Raw genomic sequence first — 22,882 nt, 5'->3', positions numbered from 1 at the left:
TTGCCTTCCGTTCGGATTCCTCAGGAGCAGGCGCCGCCCGCGATCACTCCCCAGCGCTACACCGTGGCCTGTCTCAGCGATCGCCCCAGCTGTGCGCCCCACTCCTCGGCCCGTTGCGTCTCGCCATCGACCAGAGGCCCCTCCGTCCCGGTGACGTAGAAGCTCGGGCCCCGCTCGGCGTGCTGGAAACCGCGCTTCCGCAAAGCTCTGAAGATTGCCTTCGAGGCGGTGCCCGGCTGGAAGCGCATCTTCATTGACGTGTCGAACGACACGACGCGCAGATCGGCCCGGGGGGCAGCCCGCTCGATCCACTCCCGAATTCCGCCACCCGGCTCCTCGCCCGCGGTGGCGCCCTTCTCGACAGCCTGGCGCCGGGACTGTTGCCTGGGCATCGAGAAACCATGGGTGGGCGCGCCGACCACCAGGAGCTCCAGATCGACGGGAATCCCGGCCGCTGTCCGGTCGGGACCGACAACGGTGACGGATTCGGCACCAACCGCACGGGCGAGGCCCGCCGCGACGGAACGGGCAATCGTGAGGGTGTTGCCGAAACAGGATTCGGTGACAATCAGAACGGCCATCGCGGCGCCTGCCTGTTCGTTGTTCTCCGTACCGGATGGGTAGTCCGGCCCTTCTATTCCCACACTCCTTTTCCCGACCGAGGGAGACCGTAGTTCCCGGCGTTTCGTGACTTTGGTCCCGGCTCCCGGGGCGCGGAGATTGTGCCGGTACACCGGCGCGCCCGACCGGATCCGTCCGGCATCGCCCGCGCGGGCAGTCATGTCGCGGCGACGACGCGGCCCTCGCTGGGCACGACGGTCACCGGGCAGCGTGCGTGCAGGATGCTCTGGTGGCTCACCGAGCCGAGCAGCAGTTCGGTGAAACCGCCCCGACCACGATGACCGACGACGAGGAGCTGCGCGTCCTCGGCCTCACGCAGCAGGACCGGGCTGGGAGCCTCCGGCGTGACGACCGTGTCGACGATGATCCCGCCCGCCCCGGCCAGGCCCTTCGCCACAATCTCCTCCAGGGCCTCCTCGGCCCGGCGGAGCAGGCTCGACTGCCCGGCGAGGAGCAGCTCCGGGTACAGCACCTCCGTATGCCCCAGTGCGTGGACGACCCGCAGCGACGCCCGGCGAAGTGCGGCGGCCTCGGCGGCCCAGCGCAGCGCGCCGACCGAGTTGCCCGAACCGTCGACACCGACGACGACCGGGCGCGGAGTCGGGTGCTCCTCGGTCGTTCCCCGGACGACGACGACCGGAATCCGCGCGTGGTTGACCACCCCCTGGGCGACTGAACCCGCCACCGCGCGATGGATCGGACCGTGACCGTGCGACCCGACGACGACCATCTCGGCGCCGGCCGAGCTGTTCCCCAGCGCAGCCACCGGCGAGGCGTCGACGACGAGCCGGGTCACCTCCGCCCCTGACAGGCCTACGCGGCCGATGGCCTGGTCCAGCGCGTTGGACGCCGCGGTCTCGAGGTCGGTGTGGTCCGTCGGGCCGGTCTGGAGGGCTCGGCGGTACACCTCCCGCTGCAGCCCGTCCCCGCCCCACGCCAGCAGTGCGGTAATGGAGCACTCGCGCAGGCGCGCCTCCCGTAACGCCCACCGCAGCGCGTCATCGGAACCTTTCGAACCATCCACGCCGACGAGAATCACGCCGCTCATGTCCTACCACCCGTCTCCGCCGACGACCGGGAGCCGCCGATCCGCGTTCCGCGTTCCGCTCATTCGAATGTCCCACCGTGGACGGAGCGGATCACCCGCCTTTTGTTCGGCCGCGCCCGGACCATTGCCCCCGGGCAGTCAGGACCATCGTCCCGGGAATTCCCTGGAGCAGGCCCGCACCTTCTTCGACAGGCCAGAGCCGCACCGTTCGACGAGCTTGTCACGGTCGGCGGCGCCCACCGCGACCACTCACCCGCTACTGCGCTTCACCTGGCTGTGGCGTCCGGCGGGCCGGGCGGGATTCTCCCGAGGCTGGCTGGTTGCGGCGGACCAGGTCGATGATCCGGGTCACGGGCCCGGTCACGAGCAGTTCGTCACCGGGCCGCAGCCGGGTGTGCCGGCTCAACCGGTACTCCAGCTCGCCGTTCTCCCCGCCGACCGCGAGCACCCGTGTACCGGTCGCCAGCTCCGCCAGCGTCGGGCCGGCCAGAGCACTGCCCTGGTGGACGGTCATCATCGCGACCAGGAACGGCGTGCGCTTGACGTAGAAGGTGGTGATCACGCGATAGCCGAGAGCGGCGCCGACGAAGTAGGGCGTCGCCAGGGCGGACGCGCTGCGGGCAGTGTGGACGTCGAACAGGCGCTCCACCTCGTCCGCCATCGTCGCACCGGGCGTCCGCAGCACCACCCGTAGCCGGGCGTTCTCTTCGCGGGCGGATCCGCACGTTCCTCTGGCGGGCACAGTCCGTGCGGACCGTGCCGCGTTCCTGCCCCGTCCGGCTGGTGCTCCTCGCCGGCCGCGGGCGAGGAGCTGCTCCTCATGCGCCTCCCGGGCGGAGAGCACCGCCTCCAGGTTCGCCGCACCGTCACTGCTCAGCGCCGCGATCGCCGCCGCGCGGGGCATGCCCGCCTCCAGCAGTGTCGACCGGACAGCCGCATCCCCGATGACAACGGGAACGCGCAGCTCGCGGGCCACCGGCAGATACGGATTCGTCTGGTCACGTTCGATCACCACGACCTGCCAGCCAGCGAGTAGCAGCCCCTCCATGGTCGCCACGCCGACCGACCCGAGCCCACAGAGCACGACGTGGCCGTCGATCGCCCCGATCCTTCCGCGGCCCAGCGCGCGCTCCAGCCGCCGACTGATGATCACATTGGTGATGAAGGCGTAGACGACCGCGATCGACAGCGCCCCGGCCAGCATCAACGCAATCCCGAACACCTGGAGCCAGCCGTCCGCGGCACCGAAGTTGAAGTCGCCGTAGCCGACCGTCACCATCGTCTCGACCGTCAGATACCAGGCGTCCAGGGGGGAGAAGTTGGCAGGAGCGTCGGGGTTGTGACCCTCGTAGGCCAACGACAGGACCACCGTACTGACGCCCATGATCATGAAAACGGCAGCCAGCGCCCAGCGAAACGGACGGTCGAACTCGCCGCGAATCATCGCGCTGATCTCACTCAACCGCATCCCTGGACGATGCCGAGCCGCGTGCAGCTCCAGCTGAGAGCGCAGCGCACTGCTCCGTCTGCGGCCCGGTGCCATGGTCGCGTCGGGGCGCCGCCCGCCCGTGGGCGCCTCCTCCGCGCGGCCGTCTCCGACGCCGTCGGCCGCGTAGCCCACGAGTGTCGCGAACAACCGCGCGTCGTCCAGGCCCGCCACCGTGATGTCGCGGGCACCGTACTCGAACGTCCGGCCGAGGACGGTCAGCCGGTCACCAGGGCGCAGGGGTACGTCCCGGGGCGGACAGATCTCGACGAGCCGTTCCCCGGCCCGGTGCAGCGAGATCGGGGTCAGGTCGCCATAGATATCCCGGAAGATGCCGGACCGCTCCACCCGTTCGTCGACGACCGTGAAGATCTCACCGTCGGTCAGCCCGTCCGCGCCGGGATGGTCGACGGCGAAGGCATGCACAACGTCCGAGCGGACACATGCCATGACGAAGCCCGGGCCGGCCAGCTCCGCCCGGTTGAGCACCCGGGCCTGTGGGAGCGCCGCGGCGAGCTGATCGCCGAGCTGCGCGTTGTCGATACTCAGCACGAGCCCGACCGTCGGCGCGACCTCCGCGGTCACCATCGCCGTCTGGAGGTTGGCGAGGTCGGACTCGTGGCAGGCCACGACCGCCAGCGCGGCGTCGATGCCGGCTTCCCGCAGCGCCTCCGCCGTCTGCGGGCTCTCCACCACCAGGCGGGCCGCCCATCGTTCGAGCTGGCGTCCCCTGGTGGGCGCGTGTCGGTCGTCGACGACGACCACGGCGACGCCGGATGCGATCAGCTGTTCGGTGATCCGCAGGCCCAGCCCACTCAGTCCGCACACGATGACGTGGCCGGTAGCCGCTGTCATGTCTCCCCTTCGTCCGTAATCCAGTACATCCGACCTGGACGGACAGCTGGGAGCAAGGAACGGTCAGTAGCGCCAGTCGTCGCTGGAGGCGTCGGCGCCGCGCTCCGGCTCGAAGGCGAGCCGGTAGCCGCGTTTGGCCACGGTCTGGATGAGGCGGGGGTCGCCGAGCGCGGAGCGCAGCCGGCCGACGGCCACCTCGACCGCGTGTTCGTCACCGCCACCGGGCGGGAGCAGCTCGCGGCGGGTGACGACATGCCCGGGTCGGCCGGCGAGGCGGCGCAGCAGGGCCATGCTCGTCCGGCTGAGCGGGACGAGCCGGCCGTCGACGACGGCGGCCTGGCCGCGGATGTCGAGCCAGTGGTCGGCGACGGGCAGCAGCCGTCCGCGCCGGCGCGGGATCTGTTCGACGATCTCGCGCACCAGCGCGCCGAGCCGGGCCCGTGGCGGCTGGATGACGGGGATGTCCCGTTCCAGCAGCGGGCCGGCGGTCACCGGCCCGACGCAGCTCGCGACCACCGGGCCGAGCAGCGCCTCGTGCACGGCCTCGCCGAGGCCCTGGTCGTCCGCGGCGCGCAGGAAACTGACCGCGGCGGGGGCGCTGGTGAACGCGACCGTGTCCAGCTCGGCTGTCGCGACCGCGTCGATCACCCGGCGCAGCGGTGTGGTGTCCTCGGGTGCGATCCACCGGTACACCGGGACCTCGATGACGTCCGCCCCGGCGAGCCGCAGTGTCTCGACCAGGTCGGGGAGCGGTTCGCCGTGCTGCTGGACCGCGATGCGGGTGCCCTCGAGGTCGTGTCGTTCGATCAGGTGTTCCAGCACCTCGTTGGACGACTCCGACTCCGGCGACCAGACCTCGCGCAGCCCGGTCGCGCGGATCGCGCCGCGTGCCTTCGGGCCGCGGGCCAGCAGGGTCGCCGAGCCGATCGCCTTGGTCAGCGGGTCCAGCAGGTCCCAGGTGTCGGCGGCTTCCATCCAGCCGCGGAAGCCGATGCCGGTGGTGGCGACGACGACGTCCAGCGGCGCGGTCAGGCAGCGCTCGGTCGCCTGCCGCAGCTCGGTGTCGTCCGCCAGCGGGACGATCCGGATCGCCGGCCCGTACAGCACCTTCGCCCCGCGGCGCTCGAGCGCGGCACCGAACTCCTCCCGCCGCCGGGCCGCGGTGATCCCGACGGTGTACCCGGCCAGGGGCTCGACGTCGAGGGAACCGCCAGTCACGCCACCCTCACCTCCACCATCCCCGTGCGTGCTCGCACCTCGTAGACGGGTACGGAGACGCCGTGGTCGTCCAGGCATTCTCCGGTACGCAGATCGAAGGTCTGCTTGTGCAGGGGAGACGCTACCGTCAGGTGCTCCGCCCGGCTCCCGACGATGCCCCGGGCCAGCACGCAGGCGCCGGTGAACGGGTCCTGGTTGCCGAGCGCGAAGAGCTGCCCGTCGTGGCAGCGGAACAGGGCGAGCTGCAGATCACCGACGAGTGCCGCGACGCCGCGTTCCGGTAGCAGGTCGTCATAGCGGCACACGGTGGTCCAGGTCATCGCCGCGTCCTTCTGCGTCATCGGGCCGGGGTGGCGGTGGCGGCCGGGAGGCCCAGAAACGCCGGCCGGGGCTGGCCACGCTCCGTCACGAAGGAGATCGTCGGGTCGGGGGTGTCCGGGGCGTTGACGAACGAGACGAACCGGCGCAGGCGCACCGGATCCTCCAGCACCGCGGCCCACTCGTCCTCGTACGCGCCCACGTGCCGCTCGATCGCCGCGTCGAGCTCCGCGGCGATGCCCAGCGCGTCGTCGACGAGGACCGAGCGCAGGTAGTCGAGCCCGTTGACCTGCTCACCGCCGGGGCCGGTCGACAGCGACTCGACCCAGCTGGCCGTCCGCTGCAACCGCTCGGCGGTGCGGACGTAGAACATGATGAACCGGTCGATCGTGCGGATCAGCGTCTCGGTGTCGACGTCGGTGAGCAGCAGGTCCGCGTGCCTGGGCCGGAAGCCGCCGTTGCCGCCGACGTGGAGGTTCCACCCGTTCTCGGTGGCGATCACGCCGATGTCCTTGCTCCGCGCCTCGGCGCACTCGCGGGCGCAGCCCGACACCCCGGCCTTGATCTTGTGCGGGGAGCGGATGCCCCGGTAGCGCAGCTCGAGCTCGATGGCGAGCGCGAGCGAGTCCTGGACGCCGTAGCGGCACCAGGTCGACCCGACGCAGGACTTCACCGTGCGCAGCGCCTTGCCGTAGGCGTGCCCGGACTCGAAGCCGGCGTCGACGAGCCGCCGCCAGATCGCCGGCAGCTGCTCCACCCGGGCGCCGAGCAGGTCGATCCGCTGCCCGCCGGTGATCTTCGTGTAGAGGTTGAAATCCTGGGCGACCAGGCCGAGGGCGACGAGCTTTTCCGGTGTTATCTCCCCGCCGGGGATTCTCGGCACCACCGAATAGGTGCCGTTGCGCTGGATGTTGGCGAGGAACGCGTCGTTGGTGTCCTGGAGGGCGGCCTGTTCCCCGTCGAGGATGTGGCCGTTGCCGAGGCTGGCGAGGATGGAGGCCACGACCGGTTTACACACGTCGCACCCGCGGCCGCGGCCGTACCGGCCGACGAGCTCGCTGAACGTTCTGATCTGGTGGACGCAAGCGAGGTCGAACAGCTCCGCGCGCGAGTAGCCGAAATGCTCACACAGCGCCCGGCTGACCGTCACCCCGCTTTCGGCGAGCAGCGTCGAGAGCGCGGGGACGCACGACCCGCAGCCGCTGCCCGCCTTCGTGCAGGCCTTGATCTCGGCGACGGTGGTGAGCCCCTCTCCGGCGATCGCGGTGTCGATCACCTCCCGGGTGACCGCATGGCAGGAGCAGACCATCGCGTCGGCGGGCAGGACGGCGGCGAACGCCGCACCGCCACCCCCGCCGCCGCTCCCGCTCGGCGCGATCATGACGAGTGGGTCGGCGGGCAGCGGACGGCCGACGAGCGGGCGCAGGGACGGGTACTTCGAGGCGTCCCCGACCAGCACGCCGCCGAGCAGGGTGGCGGCGTCGTCGGAGACGACCAGCTTGGCGTAGGTGCCGGCGACCGGGTCGTTGACGGTGACCTCCAGCGCCCCCGCGGTGGCCGCCAGCGCGTCGCCGAAGCTCGCGACGTCCACGCCGAGCAGTTTGAGTTTCGTGGCCGTGTCCGCGGCGGCGAACTCGGCCGGCCCGCCGAGGAGCCGGTCAGCGAGCACCGAGCCCATCGCGTAGCCGGGAGCCACCAGCCCGTACACCTGGCCGGCGACGCAGGCGCACTCCCCGATCGCGAAGACCGCGGGGTCGGCGGTCCGGCAGCCGGTGTCGACCACCACCCCACCCCGCTCGCCGACGGCCAGCCCTGTCTCCCTCGCCAGCTGGTCCCGGGGACGCACGCCGGCGGCGAAGACGACCAGGTCGGCGGGCAGTTCGGTGCCGTCGCCCAGGGTCACCAGCATGGGGGTCACCAGCATGGGGGTCACCAGCATGGGGGCGGAGCCGGCGGGCTCCGGCGTCCCGACCACCGAGGCGGCGTACGTCCCGAGGTGGACGGTGACCCCGAGCTCCTCCACCAGCCGGCGCAGCAACGCACCGCCGCCCTCGTCGACCTGCAGCGGCATCAGTCGCGGCGCCATCTCGACCACGTGCACGGCCAGTCCGAGCAGGCGCAGTGCCCGCGCCGCCTCCAGGCCGAGCAGCCCGCCACCAACCACGACGCCCACCGGAACCACCGGAACCACCGGTTCCGCAGCGCTCCCCCGCTCGGCCGCACTCTCCCGCGCCGTCGCGTGGAGGGCGGCGGCGCGGATCGCGTCCATGTCGTCCAGGGTCCGGTAGGCGAAGCAGCCGGGGAGGTCGGCGCCGGGCACCGGCGGGACGAACGGGGACGAGCCCGTCGCCAGCACGAGTGTGTCGTAGCCCACGGTGCGTCCCCGGCTGGTCGTGACGGTCCGCGCCGCCCGGTCGACCGCGATGACGGCCTCGTCGAGCCGCAGCACGTAGCCGTGCCCGTCGTAGCAGCCGTCCGGGACGAGGTCCAGGCTGTCCGCGGCGGCGCCGTCGAAGTACGACGACAACGCCACCCGGTCGTACGCCCGGCGCGACTCCTCCCCGAAGACGGTGACCTGCCAGCGCCGGTCGACGTCGCGTTCCCGCAGCGCCTCGACGAAGTGCTGGCCGACCATGCCGTTGCCGACCACGACGAGACGGCCGCCCGAATCCGTTCCCATGATCAGCCCCACCTGCGCCCGGATCCGCCACGGCCCGGCTGCGCTCATGGTCGCCAGGAACTGTTATCCCGAACGCGCGGAGGCGTTAACACCCGGGCAAGGAGTGCTCACCGCCGCCGGGACGCCGCTGTGCGCCCAGCGCGGCCGTTCTCAGGACGCCGCGACCAGCCGCGCGGAATCGGCGTCGAGCGCGCGCAGCGGTCCGGCGAGCTCGGCGCTGAAGAATTCCAGGAACGCATCCGGGTCAGGCCCGCAGTTCATCAGGACGAGGTGGTCGAAGCCGGCCGCGGCGAACGGCGCGCAGGCTTCGACGTAGCGGGCCGGATCGGGGCCGTAGGCGAGGTGTTCCGCCAGGTCGTCCTGGGTCACCGTGGTCGTGGCGGCGGCGAAGTTGGCCGGGTTCGGCAGTTCGCTCATCACCTTCCAGCCGGTCACCGCCCAGCGCGTCGTGCGCAGCGCGCTGGTCAGTGCGGTCTGTTCGTCCGCCGCGAAGGCCACCGACACCTCGGCGTACCGCGGGCCCGCTCCGCCCGCGGCGGTGTAGGCCTCGACAAGGTTCCGCTTCGGCTCGGTGGCGAACAGCCCGTCGCCGCACTCCGCCGCCATCCGCGCCGAGTGCGCTCCGCCCGCCGCGATGGCGATCAGCGGGGGCGCCGCGGGCAGGTCGAACACGCGGGCGTCCTCCAGCCGCAGGTAGCGGCCGTCGTACGACTGGTACCCGCCCTTCCACAGCAGCCGGATGATGTCGACGGCCTCCCGCAGCATCGCCTGGCGCCGGGCCACCACGGGGAACTCGCGCCCGACGACATGCTCGTTGAGCCGTTCGCCGGAGCCCAGGCCGAGAGTGAACCGGCCGTCGGAGAGCAGCGCGACCGTCGCCGCCGCCTGCGCGATCACGGCCGGGTGGTAGCGGATCGTCGGGCAGGTCACGCCGGTCGCCAGGCCGACCCGGTCGGTGGACTGCGCGATGGCGCCGAGCAGCGACCAGGCGAACGCGGAATGCCCCTGTTCCTCGAGCCAGGGATGGAAGTGGTCGCTCAGCTCGACGACGTCGAATCCGGCGTCCTCGGCGGCCTTCGCCTGGCGGACGATCTCCTTCGGGCCGTATCCCTCGGTGATCAGCTTGTATCCGATCCGCATCATCGCTCCCTCGGGAAGTCGTCCAACGGGGACTTGTCGGGCGGGCCTGCGGGCGGCAGCAGCGCCGAGCGGCCGTCGCGCCAGGCCGCCAGGGCCCGGGCCGACCACCGCCCCTCCACGGCCATGATCGCGCGGGCGCCGAGCAGCACGTCCGCGCCCAGCCGGGGCTCCGCACGCACCAGGTTGCCCGCGAGCGCCTCCGAGGCGAGCGTCTGGTGATGGGCGTCCGCCACGACGTGGACGGAGAAGAAGTGGCGGGCGCCGGCCGGCAGCCCGTGCCGGCGCAGCGCGGCGCCGTAGGCCGCCATCGGCTCGACGGAGGTCATCTCGAACACGGCCAGGTGGCCGACGAGCGCCCCGCGCAGCCGCCGGTGCAGGCCGAAGAAGGACGCCAGGTTCACCGAGGCGAGCGCGGCGCCCGGCACGCGGTCGAGATAGGCGCCGTAGCCCGCGTCCAGGCCGAGACCGAGCATCGTCAGCCCGAACAGGTTCTGGTGGACGTCCCGCGCGGTGCCGTTGCCGTACTCGTCGGCCTGGATCTCGACGAGCGCCGCCTTCGCCGGACCGGTCAGCCGCGGGATCGCCCACGAGTGCGGGTCGGCCTCCTTGAGCTGCAGCGGCGAGCGGAGGATGGCGAACTCCCGGAACTGCTCGAGCGAGCCCTGTTCGGCCAGGTACGCCGACACCGAGGGGCCCGACGGCCCGTCGATGACCGCGCGCAGTGCCGCCGCGATGCCGTCGCCGTCACCCGGGTCGCAGGCTGTCACGGGCACCGTCCCGGCCTCGCGGCGGACCCGCGCCTCCAGGTCATCCTCCAGGTGGTGGCGCAGGGCCAGCAGGGCCGGCGCCCACTCCCACCGCTCGTCGACGCCGGCGAACCCGCGGTAGTGCAGTTCGTAGAGGCAGTAGAGGGCCAGCGCGCCGTCCTCTCCGTAGAGGACGTCGTCCCCCGGCGGCGGGGCGGGCCCGAGGCCCGCGTCCGCCGGGCGCCGCAGCGCGTCGGTGACGAAGGCGCTGAGCGGCCCGCGGGGTCGTGGCAGCTGGCCGGGCCCGAGCTGGGCCGGTGGCAGGACGGTGCCGTACCGCGCCGCCGCCCCCGGCAGCGCGGCCCCCGGCGGCGCGGCCGTCGTGGTCATCAGGTCCCTCCCGGTTCCGCGCCGGCGGTCAGAACCCTGCGCAGGACGTCCGCCTGCCCCGGGTCGGCCGTCCCGGTGCGCAGCCAGGTGACTCCGGCGAGCAGGTAGTCCGTCTCGGTGCTGAAGGCCCGGCCCTCGGTGCGCAGCTGGTCGATGCGCCCGCGGACGCCGGACCGGCAGCTGTGCGGGCCGAACGCGATAGGGCACACCGACCAGTCCTGCACGGCGTACCCCGACCGCTGGGCATGCTCGATCACCCCGAGCGGGTCGGCGATCGACGCGACCATCAGCATGAGCACGTCGTACGGCCCGGACAGCAGGCGACAGGTGACCTCCGCGCCGCTCTCGCCGCCCCACAGCTCCGGCGTGCCCGTGTCGTCCGCCGGAGCCGCGAGATAGGGCGGGTTGGCCACCGCGATCCGTTCCGGGCCGTCGAGGGCCTGCTCGAAGAAGTCTCCGGGCTCCACCGTGTAGCCGGGCGGGCCCTTCGCCGCGACGAGGTGGGCGGCGACGCGGAAGCTGTCCGGATCCCGCTCGAAGCCGCGCACCGGCACCGACGCCTCGCAGCGCGACAGCGCCTCGATGATGGGCAGGCCGGTGCCCGCACCGAGTTCCACGATGCCACCGGCCAGGTGGGGGGCGGCCACCGCCGAGCTGAGCAAACGTTCCACGCACCAGGCGTAAAAGGTTGATTCCACCGTGTCGTAGAACATGGGCCTCCCCCGCGCTCGCCCTGCGTCTGCCCCTCGGGCATGCCCCGGATCGGGGGCGTAACGCCTGTGACGCGGAGGGCGAGAACCGCCCTGGCGCCCGGTAACCAACACGGACCGAGGGTCCGTTTTTCGTGGTCGCGGGGGCCGCAGACGTTGCATACTCCCGGAACGAGGACGTGAGTGAGGAGCAGCGGGTGCCGAAGGGCTACGTGATCCTGACCGAGACCATCCACGACCCGGCGGGAATGGCGGCGTACAGACGGCTCTCCGGCGCCTCGCTCGCCGAGTACGGCGGCCGGGTGCTCGCCGTCGACGACGACGTCGACGTCATCGAGGGGTCCTGGCCGGGCCGCCGGACGATCGTCATCGAGTACGAGTCGGTCGAGAAGGCACAGCAGTGGTATCGCTCCGCGAGCTACCAGGCCGCTCTCCCGCTCCGGCAGGCCGCGGCCGACTGCAACGTCATCATCGCGTCGGGCTTCACGCCCCGCGCCGCGACACCCGGATGATCGCGCACCAGACCGACGAAGGCGGCCGGCGAACGGCCGCGGATGGGACGGGACGGCGAGATGAGAGGCGAGATGACAACCGTGACGAGCAGGTCGACCACGGCGGGCCAGCGATGACGACGGAGCAGATCCACGAGGCGGCGCGGCAGGCCGCACCGGAGCCGGCCCGGATCGCGCCGCTGCCGGTCGAGGAGTGGAGCGAGGACGCGGCCCAGACGCTGCCGAAGTACTTACGGCGCCCCGAGCTCTTCCTCTCGGGCCGCCCGGACGCGCTGCCGATGCCGACCTCGCTGCGCCTGTTCGCCCACCACATCCGCCTGACCGAACCGTGGCTCGCCTTCTCCGAGGTGCTCGCCAGCAGGAACGCCGTGCTCGACCCCCGGCACCGTGAGCTCGTCGTCCTCCGCGTGGCCTGGCGGACCCGCTCGTCCTACGAGTGGACGCATCACCTGCGCATCGGCAAGCACAGCGGTGTCACCAGCGAGGAGATCCACGCCATCCCGCAGGGTGCCGCCGCCGACCTCTGGGCGCCGCTGGAACGGGCCATGCTGGCCGCCGTCGACCAGATGATCGACCAGTTCCGCGTCGACGACGAGACCTGGCAGGTTCTCGCGTCCCACCTGGACAAGCCACAGCTGCTGGAACTGTCGTTCGTCATCGGCAGCTACCTCTGCCTCGCGCAGGTCCTCAACAACGTCGGTCTGCAGGCCGAGCCGCCGACCGAGGTCATCGACGCGCCCGCGCTCCCCGCTCTGGGAACCTGACCCGCCAGGGAGACCTGACCCGACCGGGCACCAGGCCGGCCGATGCCCGCACGACAGTGCAGATGACCACGTCAGTCGCACGGCCGGACGCGCATGGGATAGGAACATCGGATGGCCAGCAGGCACCAGGCCGGTCCGACCGAGCCGACCACACGCGACCAGCTCCTCGACGCCGCCGAGCACCTCCTGATCGAGGAGGGCTACGCGGCGGTCACCTCGCGGCGTGTCGGCGCCCGGGCCGGACTCGCACCACAGCTTGTCCACTACTACTTCCGCACCATGGACGACCTGTTCCTGGCGGTGTTCCGGCGCCGCGCGGACGTCGGTCTCGACCTGCTGCAGGACCTGGTCCGGTCCCGGCCGACGCTGCAGCAGCTGTGGGAACTGCGCGAGATCGGCCTCACCACCACCACGTTCAGCCTCGAGTTCATGGCACTCGCCAACCACCGCAAGGCGATCCGCTCGGCGATTGTCGAGTACTACCACCGTTACCGGCAGCTCCAGCTGGACGCCTTCACCGCGGCGCTGGCGGATCTGGGCGTCCCGGAGGAACGCTGCCCACCGCTGGTGGCCCAGCTGGTGATGGTCGGCATCACGCAGCTGATCGCCATTGACGGCGAGGTGGGCCTCGGCTCGGGCTACGAGACCGTGGTCTCCTACATCCGTGAGCAGATCGACGGCCTCTCGGCGGGAGGAGATCCCGCCACCCGCTTCCAGGCACCGTCCGACCAGCGCTGACAGCACCGCCTCCGGGGGTGCGGGCTCCCGGAAGTCTCGTGAATGCGCCGCGAAGGAGCGGTGAAACCGGCCCTGCCTAGGGTTCCCAGGTGTCGCAACCGCCACCGAGAGGACACCCCTTGGGAGCCCCACCCGCAGTCCAGGCCCGCGGCCTGGTCAAGACGTTCCGCGACCAGCGCGCCGTGGACAGCATCGACCTCGACGTTCGCCAGGGCGAGATCTTCGGTGTGCTCGGCCCGAACGGCGCCGGGAAGACGACGACCCTGAAGATGCTGGCGACGCTGCTGTCGATCGACAGCGGCGAGGCCCGGATCTTCGGGATCGACGTCGCCGCGCATCCGCACCGGGTGCGGCAGCTCATCGGCGTCACCGGCCAGTACGCCTCGGTGGACGAGGATCTCACCGCGACCGAGAACCTGTGGCTGTTCGGCCGCCTGCAGGGCCTGCGGGCGTCGGAGGCCCGCGCCACCACCCGCCGGCTGCTGGAGCAGTTCGGTCTCGAGGAGGCCGCCGAACGCAGGATCTCCGAGTTCTCCGGGGGCATGCGCCGCCGGCTGGACCTCGCCGCCTCCCTGATCACCCGGCCGCCGCTGATCTTCCTGGACGAGCCGACCACCGGTCTCGACCCGCGGACCCGGGGCCAGATGTGGGACACGATCCGCGGCCTGGTCGCCGACGGCGCCACCGTGCTGCTCACCACCCAGTACCTGGACGAGGCCGACCAGCTCGCCGACCGGGTGTGCGTCATCGACCACGGCCGCAAGGTCGCCGAGGGCACCCCGGACGACCTGAAGGCGCAGGTGGGCGAGTCGACCCTGCAGGTGCAGCTCGCGCCCGGGGCCGACCAGGCCGCCGCCGCCGAGGTGGTGCGCCGCATCCTGGGCGAGGAGCCGGTCCTCACCCCCGAGTCCGGCCGGATGAACGCGCCGCTCCCCGACGCCGACCGGGCCGCCGACGTCCTCGGGGCCCTGCGCGCGGCGGGCGTCTCCATCCGCTCGGTGAGCGTCGCGCGGCCCACCCTCGACGAGGTGTTCCTCGCCCTCACCGGCCATGACGTCCCCCCTGCCGACCGGGCGGACGGCGAGCCAGGCACCGGCACCGGCACCGGCGCCGGCGTCCGCGACGACCGCGACGACCGCGACGACCGCGACAGCATCGCCCCTCTGGAGGTCGCCCGATGAGCACGACTGTTCTCGAGGCGCCGGCCACCGTCCTGGACGCCTCGGCGGCGCTCGCCCGCACCCATGGCCGGCCCGGCATCGGCGACACCGTCACCCAGACACTCGCGATGGCCTGGCGGGCACTGAAGAAGATGCGCCGCAATCCGGAGCAGTTCTTCGACGTGGCGTTGCAGCCGCTGCTGTTCACGGCGATGTTCGCCTACGTCTTCGGCGGCGCGATCTCCGGGGACGTCGACAGCTACCTGCCGTTGCTGATCCCCGGCATCGTCGCCCAGACGGTCCTCACCACCTGCATGGCGACCGGGGTGCAGCTGCGGGAGGACATGGACAAGGGCGTCTTCGACCGGTTCCGGTCGCTGCCGATGTCCAGGGTCGCCCCGCTGGCCGGCCCGATGGTCGCCGACCTGGTGCGCTACCTGATCGCGGCGGTGCTGACCTACCTGATGGGGCTGCTGCTCGGCTACCGGCCCGGCGGCGGGGTGCCCGGCGTGGCCGGGGCGGTGGTGCTCGCGGTGGTCACCGGCTGGGCGATCGCGTGGGCGTTCACCTGGATCGGCACGCTCGCCCGCAGTGCCCGCAGCGTGCAGGGCATCTCGATGATGATCCTGTTCCCGTTGACGTTCCTGTCCAACGCGTTCGTGCCGGCGGACACCCTGCCGGGCTGGCTGGAGACCTTCACGAAGGTCAACCCGGTGTCACATCTCGTCTCCGCGACCCGGGACCTGGCGAACAACGGCGCGATCACCGCCCAGGTCGGCTGGACGCTGCTCACCGGCCTGGTGGTGATCGTCATCTTCCTGCCGCTGTCGGTCGTCAGCTACCGCCGGAGCCTGTAGGCCGGCGGGCGGCGGGGCCTGCCCGGCCAGTCGCTCGACCACAGCGCCGGTCCTGCCGAGCAGCTCGCTGCTGCGCCGCCTGCCGATCTGCCCCTCGGCGCGGGCGAGCGCACCCGGCGCCCGCCGTTCCGCAGCCGCCTCCACCCAGTGCCAGTCCAGCGGGGAGATCAGCGCGAAGTAGCCGAAACGCCGGGCCACGGCCAGCAGCCAGGCCGCGTCCGCGGCCTCGTCGCCGGCCGGCCCGACCCGCAGCAGCCAGGCCCCGAGGGCGAACAGGGCCGTGCCGAACACCGGGTAGTCGATGTGCGCCTCGTCCAGGCCCAGCAGCCCGCGGCTCCGCCGGAGGCACGACGAGGCGAGCCCCGCGCCCTGGGCGAGCTGCCCGGCGTCGACCGCGTGCCGGGCGAACGCGGCCAGGGCGACCGCCTCGCCGAACAGCAGCCACGGCTCCAGGCCGCTCTGCTCGACCCCGGGCATCCACAGCGTCCGGGTCTGGTCCGCCACCTGGAGGTGGCGGCGCAGGCCGTCCTCGGTCTGGCCGCGGGCGGTCGCCAGCTCGGCCCGGACCACCGCCGCCATCATGCCGCCGAGCAGCACCCCGGGACCCGCGTCGTGGGAGTACGGGTCCCCCACCTCGGCGAGCCCGGCCAGAATGCCCTCGGCGTCGTCGAAGGCGCCGCGGCGGATGGCGTCCGCCGCCTGCAGCGTCAGCAGATAGGCGGCGTCGTCGTGTGCGCCGAGCCGCTGCAGGACGGGCAGCGCCGCCTCGATGTGACCATGGCTGGCGGTGGTCTGCCCCATCCGCATCGTCAGCGAGGCGAGCTGGGTGCGCAGCCCCGCCTCGAGCCACGGGCCGTCGCCGGGGCGGATGAGCGCGAGCGCGCGTTCCCCGGCGGCCATCGCCGTCAGCGTGTCACCGCTGTTCTCGTACAGATGCAGGAGCCAGGTCAGCGCCATCAGGGCGCAGTACCGGTCGGGGTCCTCCGCGAGCCGCTCCAGGACCTGCTGCGGGCTCTCGGGCGCGCAGTGCGCGGGGTGGGCGCTCAGCAGCACCCGCACTCCGCCCGCCACCCGGGGATCCTCCGCCGCGTCCGGACCGAACCGGATCAGGAGGTCGCGCAGCGGCGCCACATCGGCGCCGGTGAGGGGAAGTGCGCAGCTCAGCACGGCCAGCGCCGCGGCGAGCGCGGCGGGCACCGCCCGCGGCGGGGGCTCCCACCCGCGGACCGCCGCGCTGATCGCCCCGATCGGCACCAGGAGCCGGGTGTGCTCGCCGCGCATCTCCCAGAACCCGGCCAGGACCGCGACGATGGACACCGCCGCTTCCGCGTCTCCCTCCGCACCCTCGGCACCCTCGGCTCCCTCGGCGAGCGCCGCCCGCAGCTCGTCCGCGAGGTTGGCCTCCTCGGCGGCCAGGGCGTCGATCGCGCCGAACTGCCGCTCGCTGTACAGGTCGGCGCAGTGACGGGAGACGTAACGGAGCGCCCAGGCCCGCCGGGCCCGCCGCGCCGCCGCGGTCTCCCCCGCCTCCGCCAGCCGCAGCAGGCCGAACTCCCGGACGGTCTCCAGCATCTGGTAGCGCGCCCGTCCGGAGACCTCCCGCACGCTCAGCAGCGACTGGTCGATGAGGTTCTGCACCACCTCGACGGCCTCCAGCTCCGGGCCGAGAATCTCCTCCGCGGTGCGCAGGGTCAGACCGTCCCGGAACACCGACAGCCAGCGCAGCGCCCGCCGTTCCGGCTCGGCGAGCAGGTTCCACGACCAGTCGATCACCGCGAGCAGGGTGCGGTGCCGGTCCGGAGCACCGCGGTCGCCGCCGCGCAGCAGCGCGAACCGGTCCGCGAGCCGCAGGTCGATCTCCTCGACGGACAGCACCCGCACCCGGGCGGCCGCCAGTTCGATGGCGAGCGGCAGCCCGTCCAGCCGGTCGACGATCGACACGACGGCCGCGTCGTCCAGCCGGACCTCGGGCCGGGCCGCGACGGCACGCTCGCGGAACAGCTCGACGGCGTCCGCCCGGGTCAGCGTGCCGAGCGGGTAGACCCGCTCGGCGCTGATCGACAGCGGCGCCCGGCTCGTGGTCAGCACCCGCAGGTCGGCCGTCGTGGCGACGAGGAACGCGACCAGCTCGGCGACCGCGCCGACCAGATGCTCGCAGTTGTCGAGGACGAGCAGGCTCGGGCTGCCCGCCAGCTGCGCGGCGATGCGGCCCCGCAGGTCGGCGTGCTGCTCCGGGGTCAGAACCCGGCGGTTGCCGACCGAGTCCCGCACGCCGAGCGCGGAACCGACCTCGCCGAGCAGGTCCGCGGGCGCGGTGACACCGACCAGCTCCACCACCCGCACCACCGGGAGCGGGCTGTCGCGGGCCAGCAGATGCGCCAGCCGGGTCTTGCCCAGCCCACCGGGCCCGATGATCGACACCACCCGGGAGCTGGCGAGCATCGCCCGGAGCCGCTCGACGTCCCGCCCGCGCCCCAGCAGCCGGGTGGCGTCATAGCGCAGGCCGTCGCGGACCGGGCGGTCGGCGACGAGGAGATCACGGTGCACCCGCGCGAGCGCGTGGCCAGGGCTGACGCCCACTCTGTCCCGCAGGTCACGGCGGTAGCGCTCGTACCGCTCCAGTGCGGCGCCCGGGCCGCGCACCGCCGCCTCGCTGCGCAGCAGATCGGCCAGCAGCCCCTCGTCGTCGGGCCGGGCCGCCACCGCCTCCGTCAGCAGCGGCAGGGCCTCGGCGTGCGCACCGGTCCGGCTGCAGGCCTGCGCCAGCACCACCCGTGCCGTCGTACGGTCACCCACCGCGGCGCGGCGGACGTCCGCGAGCGGGCCCTCCTCCCCCCGCCGGGCCTCCGTCGGCGAGCCAGTGACCGCACGGGGATCGGAGTCGGAGTCGCCCACTGCGAGGGCCTCGCGGGCCACCTCCGCGGCTGCGAGCGGATCTTCCGGAAGAAGGCGGGTGGCCTGCTCGGCCAGCCGGGCCAGCAGGCAGCTGTCGACCTGCGCGGCCGGCAGGTCCAGGCGGTAACCGGCCCCGTCGCGCACCACCGCGCCGGCCCCGAGGGCTGCCCGCGCCCGGGACACCACGACCTGCAGGCTCTTCGCCGCGTTGGCCGTCGCCTCGCCGTGCCAGATCAGGGCGGCCAGTCGCTCGGCCGGCACCGCCCGCCCACCGGCCGCCGCCAGCGCCGCGAGCAGTGCCTGCTGGCGATCCCCGACCACCGGGGTGCCGTTCCAGCGCACCCCGTCCAGCAGGGCGAGTTTCACACCCACGCTGAGGGAGTCTAGGGCGTCCCCCACACCGAATCCTCCCCGATGATCCGCGGCGACAACGCGCAGCCGTCCGTCAACGAACGCCTTCGAGCGCTGCGTGCATGAATGCTCCCGCGCCGGTGGCGAGGGGTTCACCGTGGCCGAAGCAGGCGGTCTCGATGTCAAGGGACGCCAGCCGGGTGAAGGACCCGAGCGCCTCGGCCCGGTCGGCGTTGAAGACACCGGGGAAGACCGGTGTCCGCGGGTCGGGTGACCGCGGGTCGCGCGCCATGATGTCACCGGCGAACAGCACCCGCGGACCGGGCAGGTACAGCCCGATACTGCCGGCGGTATGGCCCGGGGCGCCGACGACCACGGCACCGCCGGCGATGTCGAGGACGTCGCCGTCGCCGAGTGCCTGGTCGACCTGTGCCGGGGCCGCCGCCGTCGCCGGCAGCGCGGAGTGGACCTCGTCCCACAGCGGGCGCTCCCAGTCGGCCAGATCCGGCGGCGCGGCCTCGGCCCGCCCCTCGACCAGCGGGACGTCCGCCTGGTGGGCCAGGACGCGGACATCGCCCCAGTCCGCGATCTCGGCGGCCGCGCCGGCGTGGTCGACATGCCCGTGGGTCAGCACCAGCCGTCGTACCTCGCTCAGGTCATGGCCCAGGTCGCGGATGCCGGCGGCGATCCGCCGGCCGGAGCCGGGCAGGCCGGCGTCGATCACGGTCAGGCCGTCCGGGTCACGCCACAGGTAGACGTGGCCGACGGGAAAACGCAGGAAGTACAGGTCCGGTCGCAGCTCGACAACGCTCATGACGGTGACGGTAGGTATCGGTCGCCGCCCGCGGGCCGGGCTCTGCCGCCGGCAGATCGGCCGTGGGCAGAGTCCGGTTCCGTCCGCTGCCGGCGCAGTTCGACGGCCCGAAGCGGGGATACCGTCAGACCTGCCACGGATCTGGGCGAACCCGTCCAGGCCCGGGTGGGAAGGGCACGGTTCGCGATGTTGCCATATGCGACGGTCTGCCTCCTGGCTGTGCTGGTCGCGGTCGGGGCGGTCCTGGCGCTGCTCGTCTCGGCCGGCTGGTGGGCGGGTGCGGCTGTGGCCGCGGCGCTGCTGGCCCTCGCGGTGCACGACGTGACGCAGCGGCGGCACGCGATCCTGCGGTTCCACCCCGTGCTGGGGCACCTGCGGTTCCTGCTGGAGAAGATCCGCCCGGAGATCCAGCAGTACTTCATCGAGCGGAACTACGACGGCCGGCCGTTCGACCGCGACACCCGCACGATCATCTACGAGCGTTCGAAGGGCACCCACGGCGATCAGGCATTCGGCACCGAACGGGATGTCAACGAGGTCGGCTACGAGTGGCTGCCCCACTCGGCCGCGCCGGTCCCCGTCCTGCCCGGCGCCCCGCAGCCGCGGGTCCGCGTCGGCGGTCCGGACTGCTCCCAGCCCTACGACATGGCGCTGCTGAACATCTCCGCGATGAGCTTCGGAGCGCTGTCGGCGAACGCGGTGCTGGCGATGAACCAGGGCGCCGCGGCCGGCGGCTTCGCCCACGACACCGGCGAGGGCGGCCTCACCGAGCTTCACCTGAGATACGGCGCCGACCTGGTGTGGGAGATCGGCAGCGGCTACTTCGGCACCCGCACGCCCGACGGCGACTTCGACCCCGCCCGTTTCAAGGACGTCGCCGCGCTGCCGACGGTGCGGATGGTCGAGCTGAAACTGAGCCAGGGTGCGAAGCCCGGCCTGGGCGGTGTCCTCCCGGCGGCGAAGGTGACACCGGAGATCGCGGCGGCCCGCGGTGTCCCGGTCGGCGTCGACTGCGTCAGCCCGGCCTTCCACCGGGTCTTCGCCACCCCACGCGAACTCGTCCTGTTCGTCGCGCGGATGCGGGAGCTCGCCTCGGGCAAGCCGGCCGGTTTCAAGCTCTGCGTGGGCACGCGCCGCGAGCTGCTCGCCATCTGCAAGGCCATGGTCGCCGAGGGCGTCACCCCGGACTTCATCGTGGTGGACGGCTCCGAGGGCGGCACCGGCGCGGCCCCGCTGGAGTACGAGGACCACGTCGGCACGCCGCTGACCGAAGGGCTGATGGCGGTGCACAACGCCCTCGTCGGCGTGGGCCTGCGGGACCGGGTGCGGATCGGCGTGGGTGGCAAGGTCGCCCACGGCGTTGACATCGTCAAGCGGATCGCGCAGGGTGCCGACTACACCAACGCGGCGCGGGCGATGATGATGGCGACGGGCTGCATCCAGGCGCAGCGCTGCCACACCAACACCTGTCCGGTCGGAGTGGCCACCCAGGATCCGCGCCGGGCGCGGGCGCTGGACGTGCCCGACAAGGCCGAGCGGGTCCGCCGCTACCAGGCGGCCACCGTCGACCAGGCGGTGCGGGTCATGGCCTCGCTGGGCTGCTCCAGCCCGGCCGAGCTCGGCCCCGGGATGCTGCTGCGCCGGATCACCCACACCGACACCCGCAGCTACGCCGACCTGTACGAATGGCTGGCCCCGGGCGAACTGCTCGCCGAGCCCCCCGCCTCCTGGGCCGCCGACTGGGCCGCCGCCGACCCCGACACCTTCCGCCCGCACCGTTGACAAGGAGCGCCAGTGCCGACCGTTTCCCCGGCCTACCGGGACCTGCTGGAATCGGGCAACACCGTCACACTCGCGACCGTCGGGGCGGACGGGCAGCCCCAGCTCACCGCGGTCTGGGCCATCCTGGACGACGGGCAGGTGCGGACCTCGCTCCATCCCAGTCGGCAGAAGTACCGGAACCTGGTCGCCAACCCGCAGGCGACCCTCTTCGTGATCGACCCGACCAACCCGTTCCGGACGCTGGAGGTGCGGGGCACCGTCGAGATCACCGAGGACACCGGCCTGGAGTTCCTCCAGCGTCTACTCGCCGTCTACGGCACGGATCTGGAGAACTTCCAGGCAGCCGTCGACGGCCGGGTGGTCGTCACTCTGCACCCCACCCGCATCGTCGAACTCGGATAGCCGGGTCGCCGAACTCGGACAACGGGTGGAAAAGCAGCCAGCCGGCGGATAACCGCCGGCTGGCTGGAAGAACTGGCTGGAAGAACTGGCTGGAGAAACCGGCCAGGAGAAGATGCGGCCGGAAAGCAGTCCGACCGGAGGACGATCAGAGGACGATCGGCAGGTGGTGGTAGCCGCGGATGGTCGCGGTGTGGATGAGCTCCGCGCCCGTCGGTGCGAGATCCCAGGTCGGGAAGCGGTTCAGGAGTTCCTCGAGCGCGATCCGGCCCTCGATGCGCGCCAGGGCCGCGCCGAAGCAGTAGTGCACACCCTTGCCGAAGGTCAGATGTGCGTCGATCTTGCGGTGGATGTCGAAGCTGTCCGCGTCGGGGAAGACCCGGTCGTCACGGTTCGCCGAACCGGTGAGCAGGGTGACGATCTTCCCCGCCTCGACGGTCTGCCCGTGCAGCTCGACCGGCTTCGTCGTCACCCTGACCTGGATCGGTGACGGCACCTCGTAGCGCAGCGTCTCCTCGACCGCGCTCGGGATGAGGGACCTGTCCGCGACGACCTGGGCCCGCTGGTCCGGGTTGTCGGCGAGGACCTTCGCCAGCCAGCCGATCAGCCGCGTCGTCGTCTCGACCCCGGCGGCGTAGAGCATGCCGACGTAGTTGAGGATCTCGGCGTCGGTCAGCCCGCGTTCCTCGTTCGTGAAGACGTCGGTGAAACGGGCCTGGATGAGGGTGGTGAGGAAGTCGTCCGCCGGGTTGTTGCGGCGGAACTCCAGGAACGGCGCGTACGGCTCGCCGATGCTGGGCAGCCGCTGGGAGTCCTGCGGCTTCTCCTCCTTCAGCCGGGCCGTCTCCTCGACGTTGTCGCGCAGGGTCAGCAGGTACTCGTCGGGAATGCCGACGAGGGCGCCGATGACCCGCATCGGCAGGTGGCCGGCGAAGTCCTGGACCAGGTCGAAACCGCCGCTGCCGACGAGCGGGTCGAGATACTCGGCGCACAGCTCCCGGATCCGCTGTTCCAGGACGAGCACGCGCCGCGGGGTGACAGCCCGGCTCAGGATGAGCCGGTGCATGTCGTGCTCGGGCGGGTCCTCGGCGATGAACAGGCCGGGCGGGGTCGCGATCCCGGCCTTGACCATCTCCATCAGGATGCCCTTGGAGGAGGTGTAGCTCTGCCAGTTGACAGAGGCCTCCTCGACGTCGGCGTAGCGGGAGACCGCGTAGAAGTCGTAACGCTCGTTGTAGTAGAGCGGCGCCTCCTCCCGCATGCGCTTCCAGAGCGGGTACGGGTTCTTGTCGATCTCGAAGTCGTACGGGTCGTAGTAGATCTCGGTTGCGGTGTTCACACGGTGCTCCTGTCAGCGTGCGCGACGTACGCCTGCGCAGCGGCGGCGGTCGGTGCCGG

At 72.4% G+C, this 22,882-nt stretch carries 18 protein-coding genes and 1 pseudogene; 7 read left to right on the top strand and 12 right to left on the bottom strand.

Annotated elements, in window-relative coordinates; translation table 11 throughout:
• Nucleotides 1–56: 56 nt before the first annotated feature.
• The 9 genes from AB1460_RS16715 to AB1460_RS16675 all read right to left on the bottom strand — a co-directional run bounded on the left by AB1460_RS16715 (nucleotide 57) and on the right by AB1460_RS16675 (nucleotide 11,173).
• Nucleotides 57–644, bottom strand: coding sequence for a flavodoxin family protein (locus AB1460_RS16715; RefSeq protein ID WP_368962336.1), 588 nt, complete (start codon nucleotides 642–644; stop codon nucleotides 57–59).
• A gap of 134 nt (nucleotides 645–778) precedes the next feature.
• Nucleotides 779–1,669 carry a universal stress protein gene (locus AB1460_RS16710; RefSeq protein WP_368962334.1) on the bottom strand — a complete coding sequence of 297 codons (891 nt, stop codon included), beginning with the start codon at nucleotides 1,667–1,669 and terminating at the stop codon, nucleotides 779–781.
• A gap of 256 nt (nucleotides 1,670–1,925) precedes the next feature.
• Nucleotides 1,926–4,010: an NAD-binding protein gene (locus AB1460_RS16705; RefSeq protein ID WP_368962333.1), complete on the bottom strand. Its 2,085-nt coding sequence runs from the start codon at nucleotides 4,008–4,010 to the stop codon at nucleotides 1,926–1,928.
• A 63-nt stretch (nucleotides 4,011–4,073) separates the two neighbouring features.
• Nucleotides 4,074–5,228 (bottom strand): uroporphyrinogen-III synthase, encoded by a 1,155-nt coding sequence (locus tag AB1460_RS16700; RefSeq protein ID WP_368962332.1) that lies wholly within the window; start codon nucleotides 5,226–5,228, stop codon nucleotides 4,074–4,076.
• A complete protein-coding gene (gene nirD, locus AB1460_RS16695) occupies nucleotides 5,225–5,548 on the bottom strand; it encodes a nitrite reductase small subunit NirD (protein ID WP_368962330.1) in 324 nt (107 codons plus the stop codon). Before nirD ends, AB1460_RS16700 begins: the two co-directional genes overlap by 4 nt.
• A 17-nt stretch (nucleotides 5,549–5,565) precedes the next feature.
• Entirely contained in the window at nucleotides 5,566–8,226 is a 2,661-nt protein-coding gene (gene nirB / locus AB1460_RS16690) for a nitrite reductase large subunit NirB (protein ID WP_368962363.1), read from the bottom strand.
• A gap of 150 nt (nucleotides 8,227–8,376) precedes the next feature.
• Complete coding sequence (locus tag AB1460_RS16685; protein ID WP_368962361.1) at nucleotides 8,377–9,366, bottom strand: TIGR03557 family F420-dependent LLM class oxidoreductase; 990 nt, start codon at nucleotides 9,364–9,366, stop codon at nucleotides 8,377–8,379.
• On the bottom strand, nucleotides 9,366–10,502 hold the full coding sequence (locus AB1460_RS16680) for an iron-containing redox enzyme family protein (RefSeq protein ID WP_368962328.1): 1,137 nt from the start codon (nucleotides 10,500–10,502) through the stop codon (nucleotides 9,366–9,368). Before AB1460_RS16680 ends, AB1460_RS16685 begins: the two co-directional genes overlap by 1 nt.
• On the bottom strand, nucleotides 10,502–11,173 hold the full coding sequence (locus AB1460_RS16675) for a class I SAM-dependent methyltransferase (protein WP_368962327.1): 672 nt from the start codon (nucleotides 11,171–11,173) through the stop codon (nucleotides 10,502–10,504). Before AB1460_RS16675 ends, AB1460_RS16680 begins: the two co-directional genes overlap by 1 nt.
• Nucleotides 11,174–11,409: 236 nt before the next feature.
• On the opposite strand from AB1460_RS16675, the gene AB1460_RS16670 reads away from it, so the two are divergent.
• From AB1460_RS16670 to AB1460_RS16650, 5 genes are all read left to right on the top strand, one after another.
• Entirely contained in the window at nucleotides 11,410–11,724 is a 315-nt protein-coding gene (locus AB1460_RS16670; protein WP_368962359.1) for a DUF1330 domain-containing protein, read from the top strand.
• A 113-nt stretch (nucleotides 11,725–11,837) separates the two neighbouring features.
• Nucleotides 11,838–12,488 carry a carboxymuconolactone decarboxylase family protein gene (locus AB1460_RS16665; RefSeq protein WP_368962325.1) on the top strand — a complete coding sequence of 217 codons (651 nt, stop codon included), beginning with the start codon at nucleotides 11,838–11,840 and terminating at the stop codon, nucleotides 12,486–12,488.
• Nucleotides 12,489–12,599: 111 nt separating this feature from the next.
• On the top strand, nucleotides 12,600–13,226 hold the full coding sequence (locus AB1460_RS16660) for a TetR/AcrR family transcriptional regulator (protein ID WP_368962324.1): 627 nt from the start codon (nucleotides 12,600–12,602) through the stop codon (nucleotides 13,224–13,226).
• A gap of 119 nt (nucleotides 13,227–13,345) precedes the next feature.
• Complete coding sequence (locus AB1460_RS16655) at nucleotides 13,346–14,407, top strand: ATP-binding cassette domain-containing protein (RefSeq protein ID WP_368962322.1); 1,062 nt, start codon at nucleotides 13,346–13,348, stop codon at nucleotides 14,405–14,407.
• Nucleotides 14,404–15,243 carry an ABC transporter permease gene (locus AB1460_RS16650; RefSeq protein ID WP_368962321.1) on the top strand — a complete coding sequence of 280 codons (840 nt, stop codon included), beginning with the start codon at nucleotides 14,404–14,406 and terminating at the stop codon, nucleotides 15,241–15,243. The genes AB1460_RS16655 and AB1460_RS16650 overlap by 4 nt, the downstream gene beginning before the upstream one ends.
• A 2,121-nt stretch (nucleotides 15,244–17,364) precedes the next feature.
• On the opposite strand, the pseudogene AB1460_RS16645 reads toward AB1460_RS16650, so the two are convergent.
• Nucleotides 17,365–18,282, bottom strand: a pseudogene (locus tag AB1460_RS16645) (BTAD domain-containing putative transcriptional regulator); the annotation flags it as partial.
• 301 nt (nucleotides 18,283–18,583) lie between these two features.
• Nucleotides 18,584–19,303: an MBL fold metallo-hydrolase gene (locus AB1460_RS16640; RefSeq protein ID WP_368962319.1), complete on the bottom strand. Its 720-nt coding sequence runs from the start codon at nucleotides 19,301–19,303 to the stop codon at nucleotides 18,584–18,586.
• A gap of 186 nt (nucleotides 19,304–19,489) precedes the next feature.
• Between AB1460_RS16640 and AB1460_RS16635 the strand changes: the two genes are divergently transcribed.
• Entirely contained in the window at nucleotides 19,490–21,085 is a 1,596-nt protein-coding gene (locus AB1460_RS16635; protein WP_368962318.1) for an FMN-binding glutamate synthase family protein, read from the top strand.
• 12 nt (nucleotides 21,086–21,097) lie between these two features.
• The gene (locus AB1460_RS16630; protein ID WP_368962316.1) at nucleotides 21,098–21,487 is read left to right on the top strand and encodes a PPOX class F420-dependent oxidoreductase; all 390 of its coding nucleotides are present in this window, start codon (nucleotides 21,098–21,100) and stop codon (nucleotides 21,485–21,487) included.
• 145 nt (nucleotides 21,488–21,632) lie between these two features.
• Here AB1460_RS16630 and AB1460_RS16625 read toward each other — a convergent pair whose 3' ends face one another.
• Nucleotides 21,633–22,823, bottom strand: a complete 1,191-nt coding sequence (locus AB1460_RS16625) for a cytochrome P450 (protein WP_018640504.1) — start codon at nucleotides 22,821–22,823, stop codon at nucleotides 21,633–21,635.
• Nucleotides 22,824–22,882: the final 59 nt, after the last annotated feature.

Source organism: Parafrankia sp. FMc2 (assembly GCF_041008525.1).
In the GTDB taxonomy this organism is placed as follows: domain Bacteria; phylum Actinomycetota; class Actinomycetes; order Frankiales; family Frankiaceae; genus Parafrankia.
Note: the sequence above shows the minus strand (reverse complement) of the source record. Positions and strands in the feature narration are given on the sequence as shown.

Excerpts from the sequence above, each read along its gene's own strand:
- AB1460_RS16710 (WP_368962334.1), bottom strand. The coding sequence starts at position 1,669 with ATGAGCGGCGTGATTCTCGTCGGCGTGGATGGTTCGAAAGGTTCCGAT.
- AB1460_RS16705 (WP_368962333.1), bottom strand. The coding sequence starts at position 4,010 with ATGACAGCGGCTACCGGCCACGTCATCGTGTGCGGACTGAGTGGGCTG.
- nirD (WP_368962330.1), bottom strand. The coding sequence starts at position 5,548 with ATGACCTGGACCACCGTGTGCCGCTATGACGACCTGCTACCGGAACGC.
- nirB (WP_368962363.1), bottom strand. The coding sequence starts at position 8,226 with ATGGGAACGGATTCGGGCGGCCGTCTCGTCGTGGTCGGCAACGGCATG.
- AB1460_RS16685 (WP_368962361.1), bottom strand. The coding sequence starts at position 9,366 with ATGCGGATCGGATACAAGCTGATCACCGAGGGATACGGCCCGAAGGAG.
- AB1460_RS16680 (WP_368962328.1), bottom strand. The coding sequence starts at position 10,502 with ATGACCACGACGGCCGCGCCGCCGGGGGCCGCGCTGCCGGGGGCGGCG.
- AB1460_RS16665 (WP_368962325.1), top strand. The coding sequence starts at position 11,838 with ATGACGACGGAGCAGATCCACGAGGCGGCGCGGCAGGCCGCACCGGAG.
- AB1460_RS16660 (WP_368962324.1), top strand. The coding sequence starts at position 12,600 with ATGGCCAGCAGGCACCAGGCCGGTCCGACCGAGCCGACCACACGCGAC.
- AB1460_RS16650 (WP_368962321.1), top strand. The coding sequence starts at position 14,404 with ATGAGCACGACTGTTCTCGAGGCGCCGGCCACCGTCCTGGACGCCTCG.
- AB1460_RS16640 (WP_368962319.1), bottom strand. The coding sequence starts at position 19,303 with ATGAGCGTTGTCGAGCTGCGACCGGACCTGTACTTCCTGCGTTTTCCC.
- AB1460_RS16635 (WP_368962318.1), top strand. The coding sequence starts at position 19,490 with ATGTTGCCATATGCGACGGTCTGCCTCCTGGCTGTGCTGGTCGCGGTC.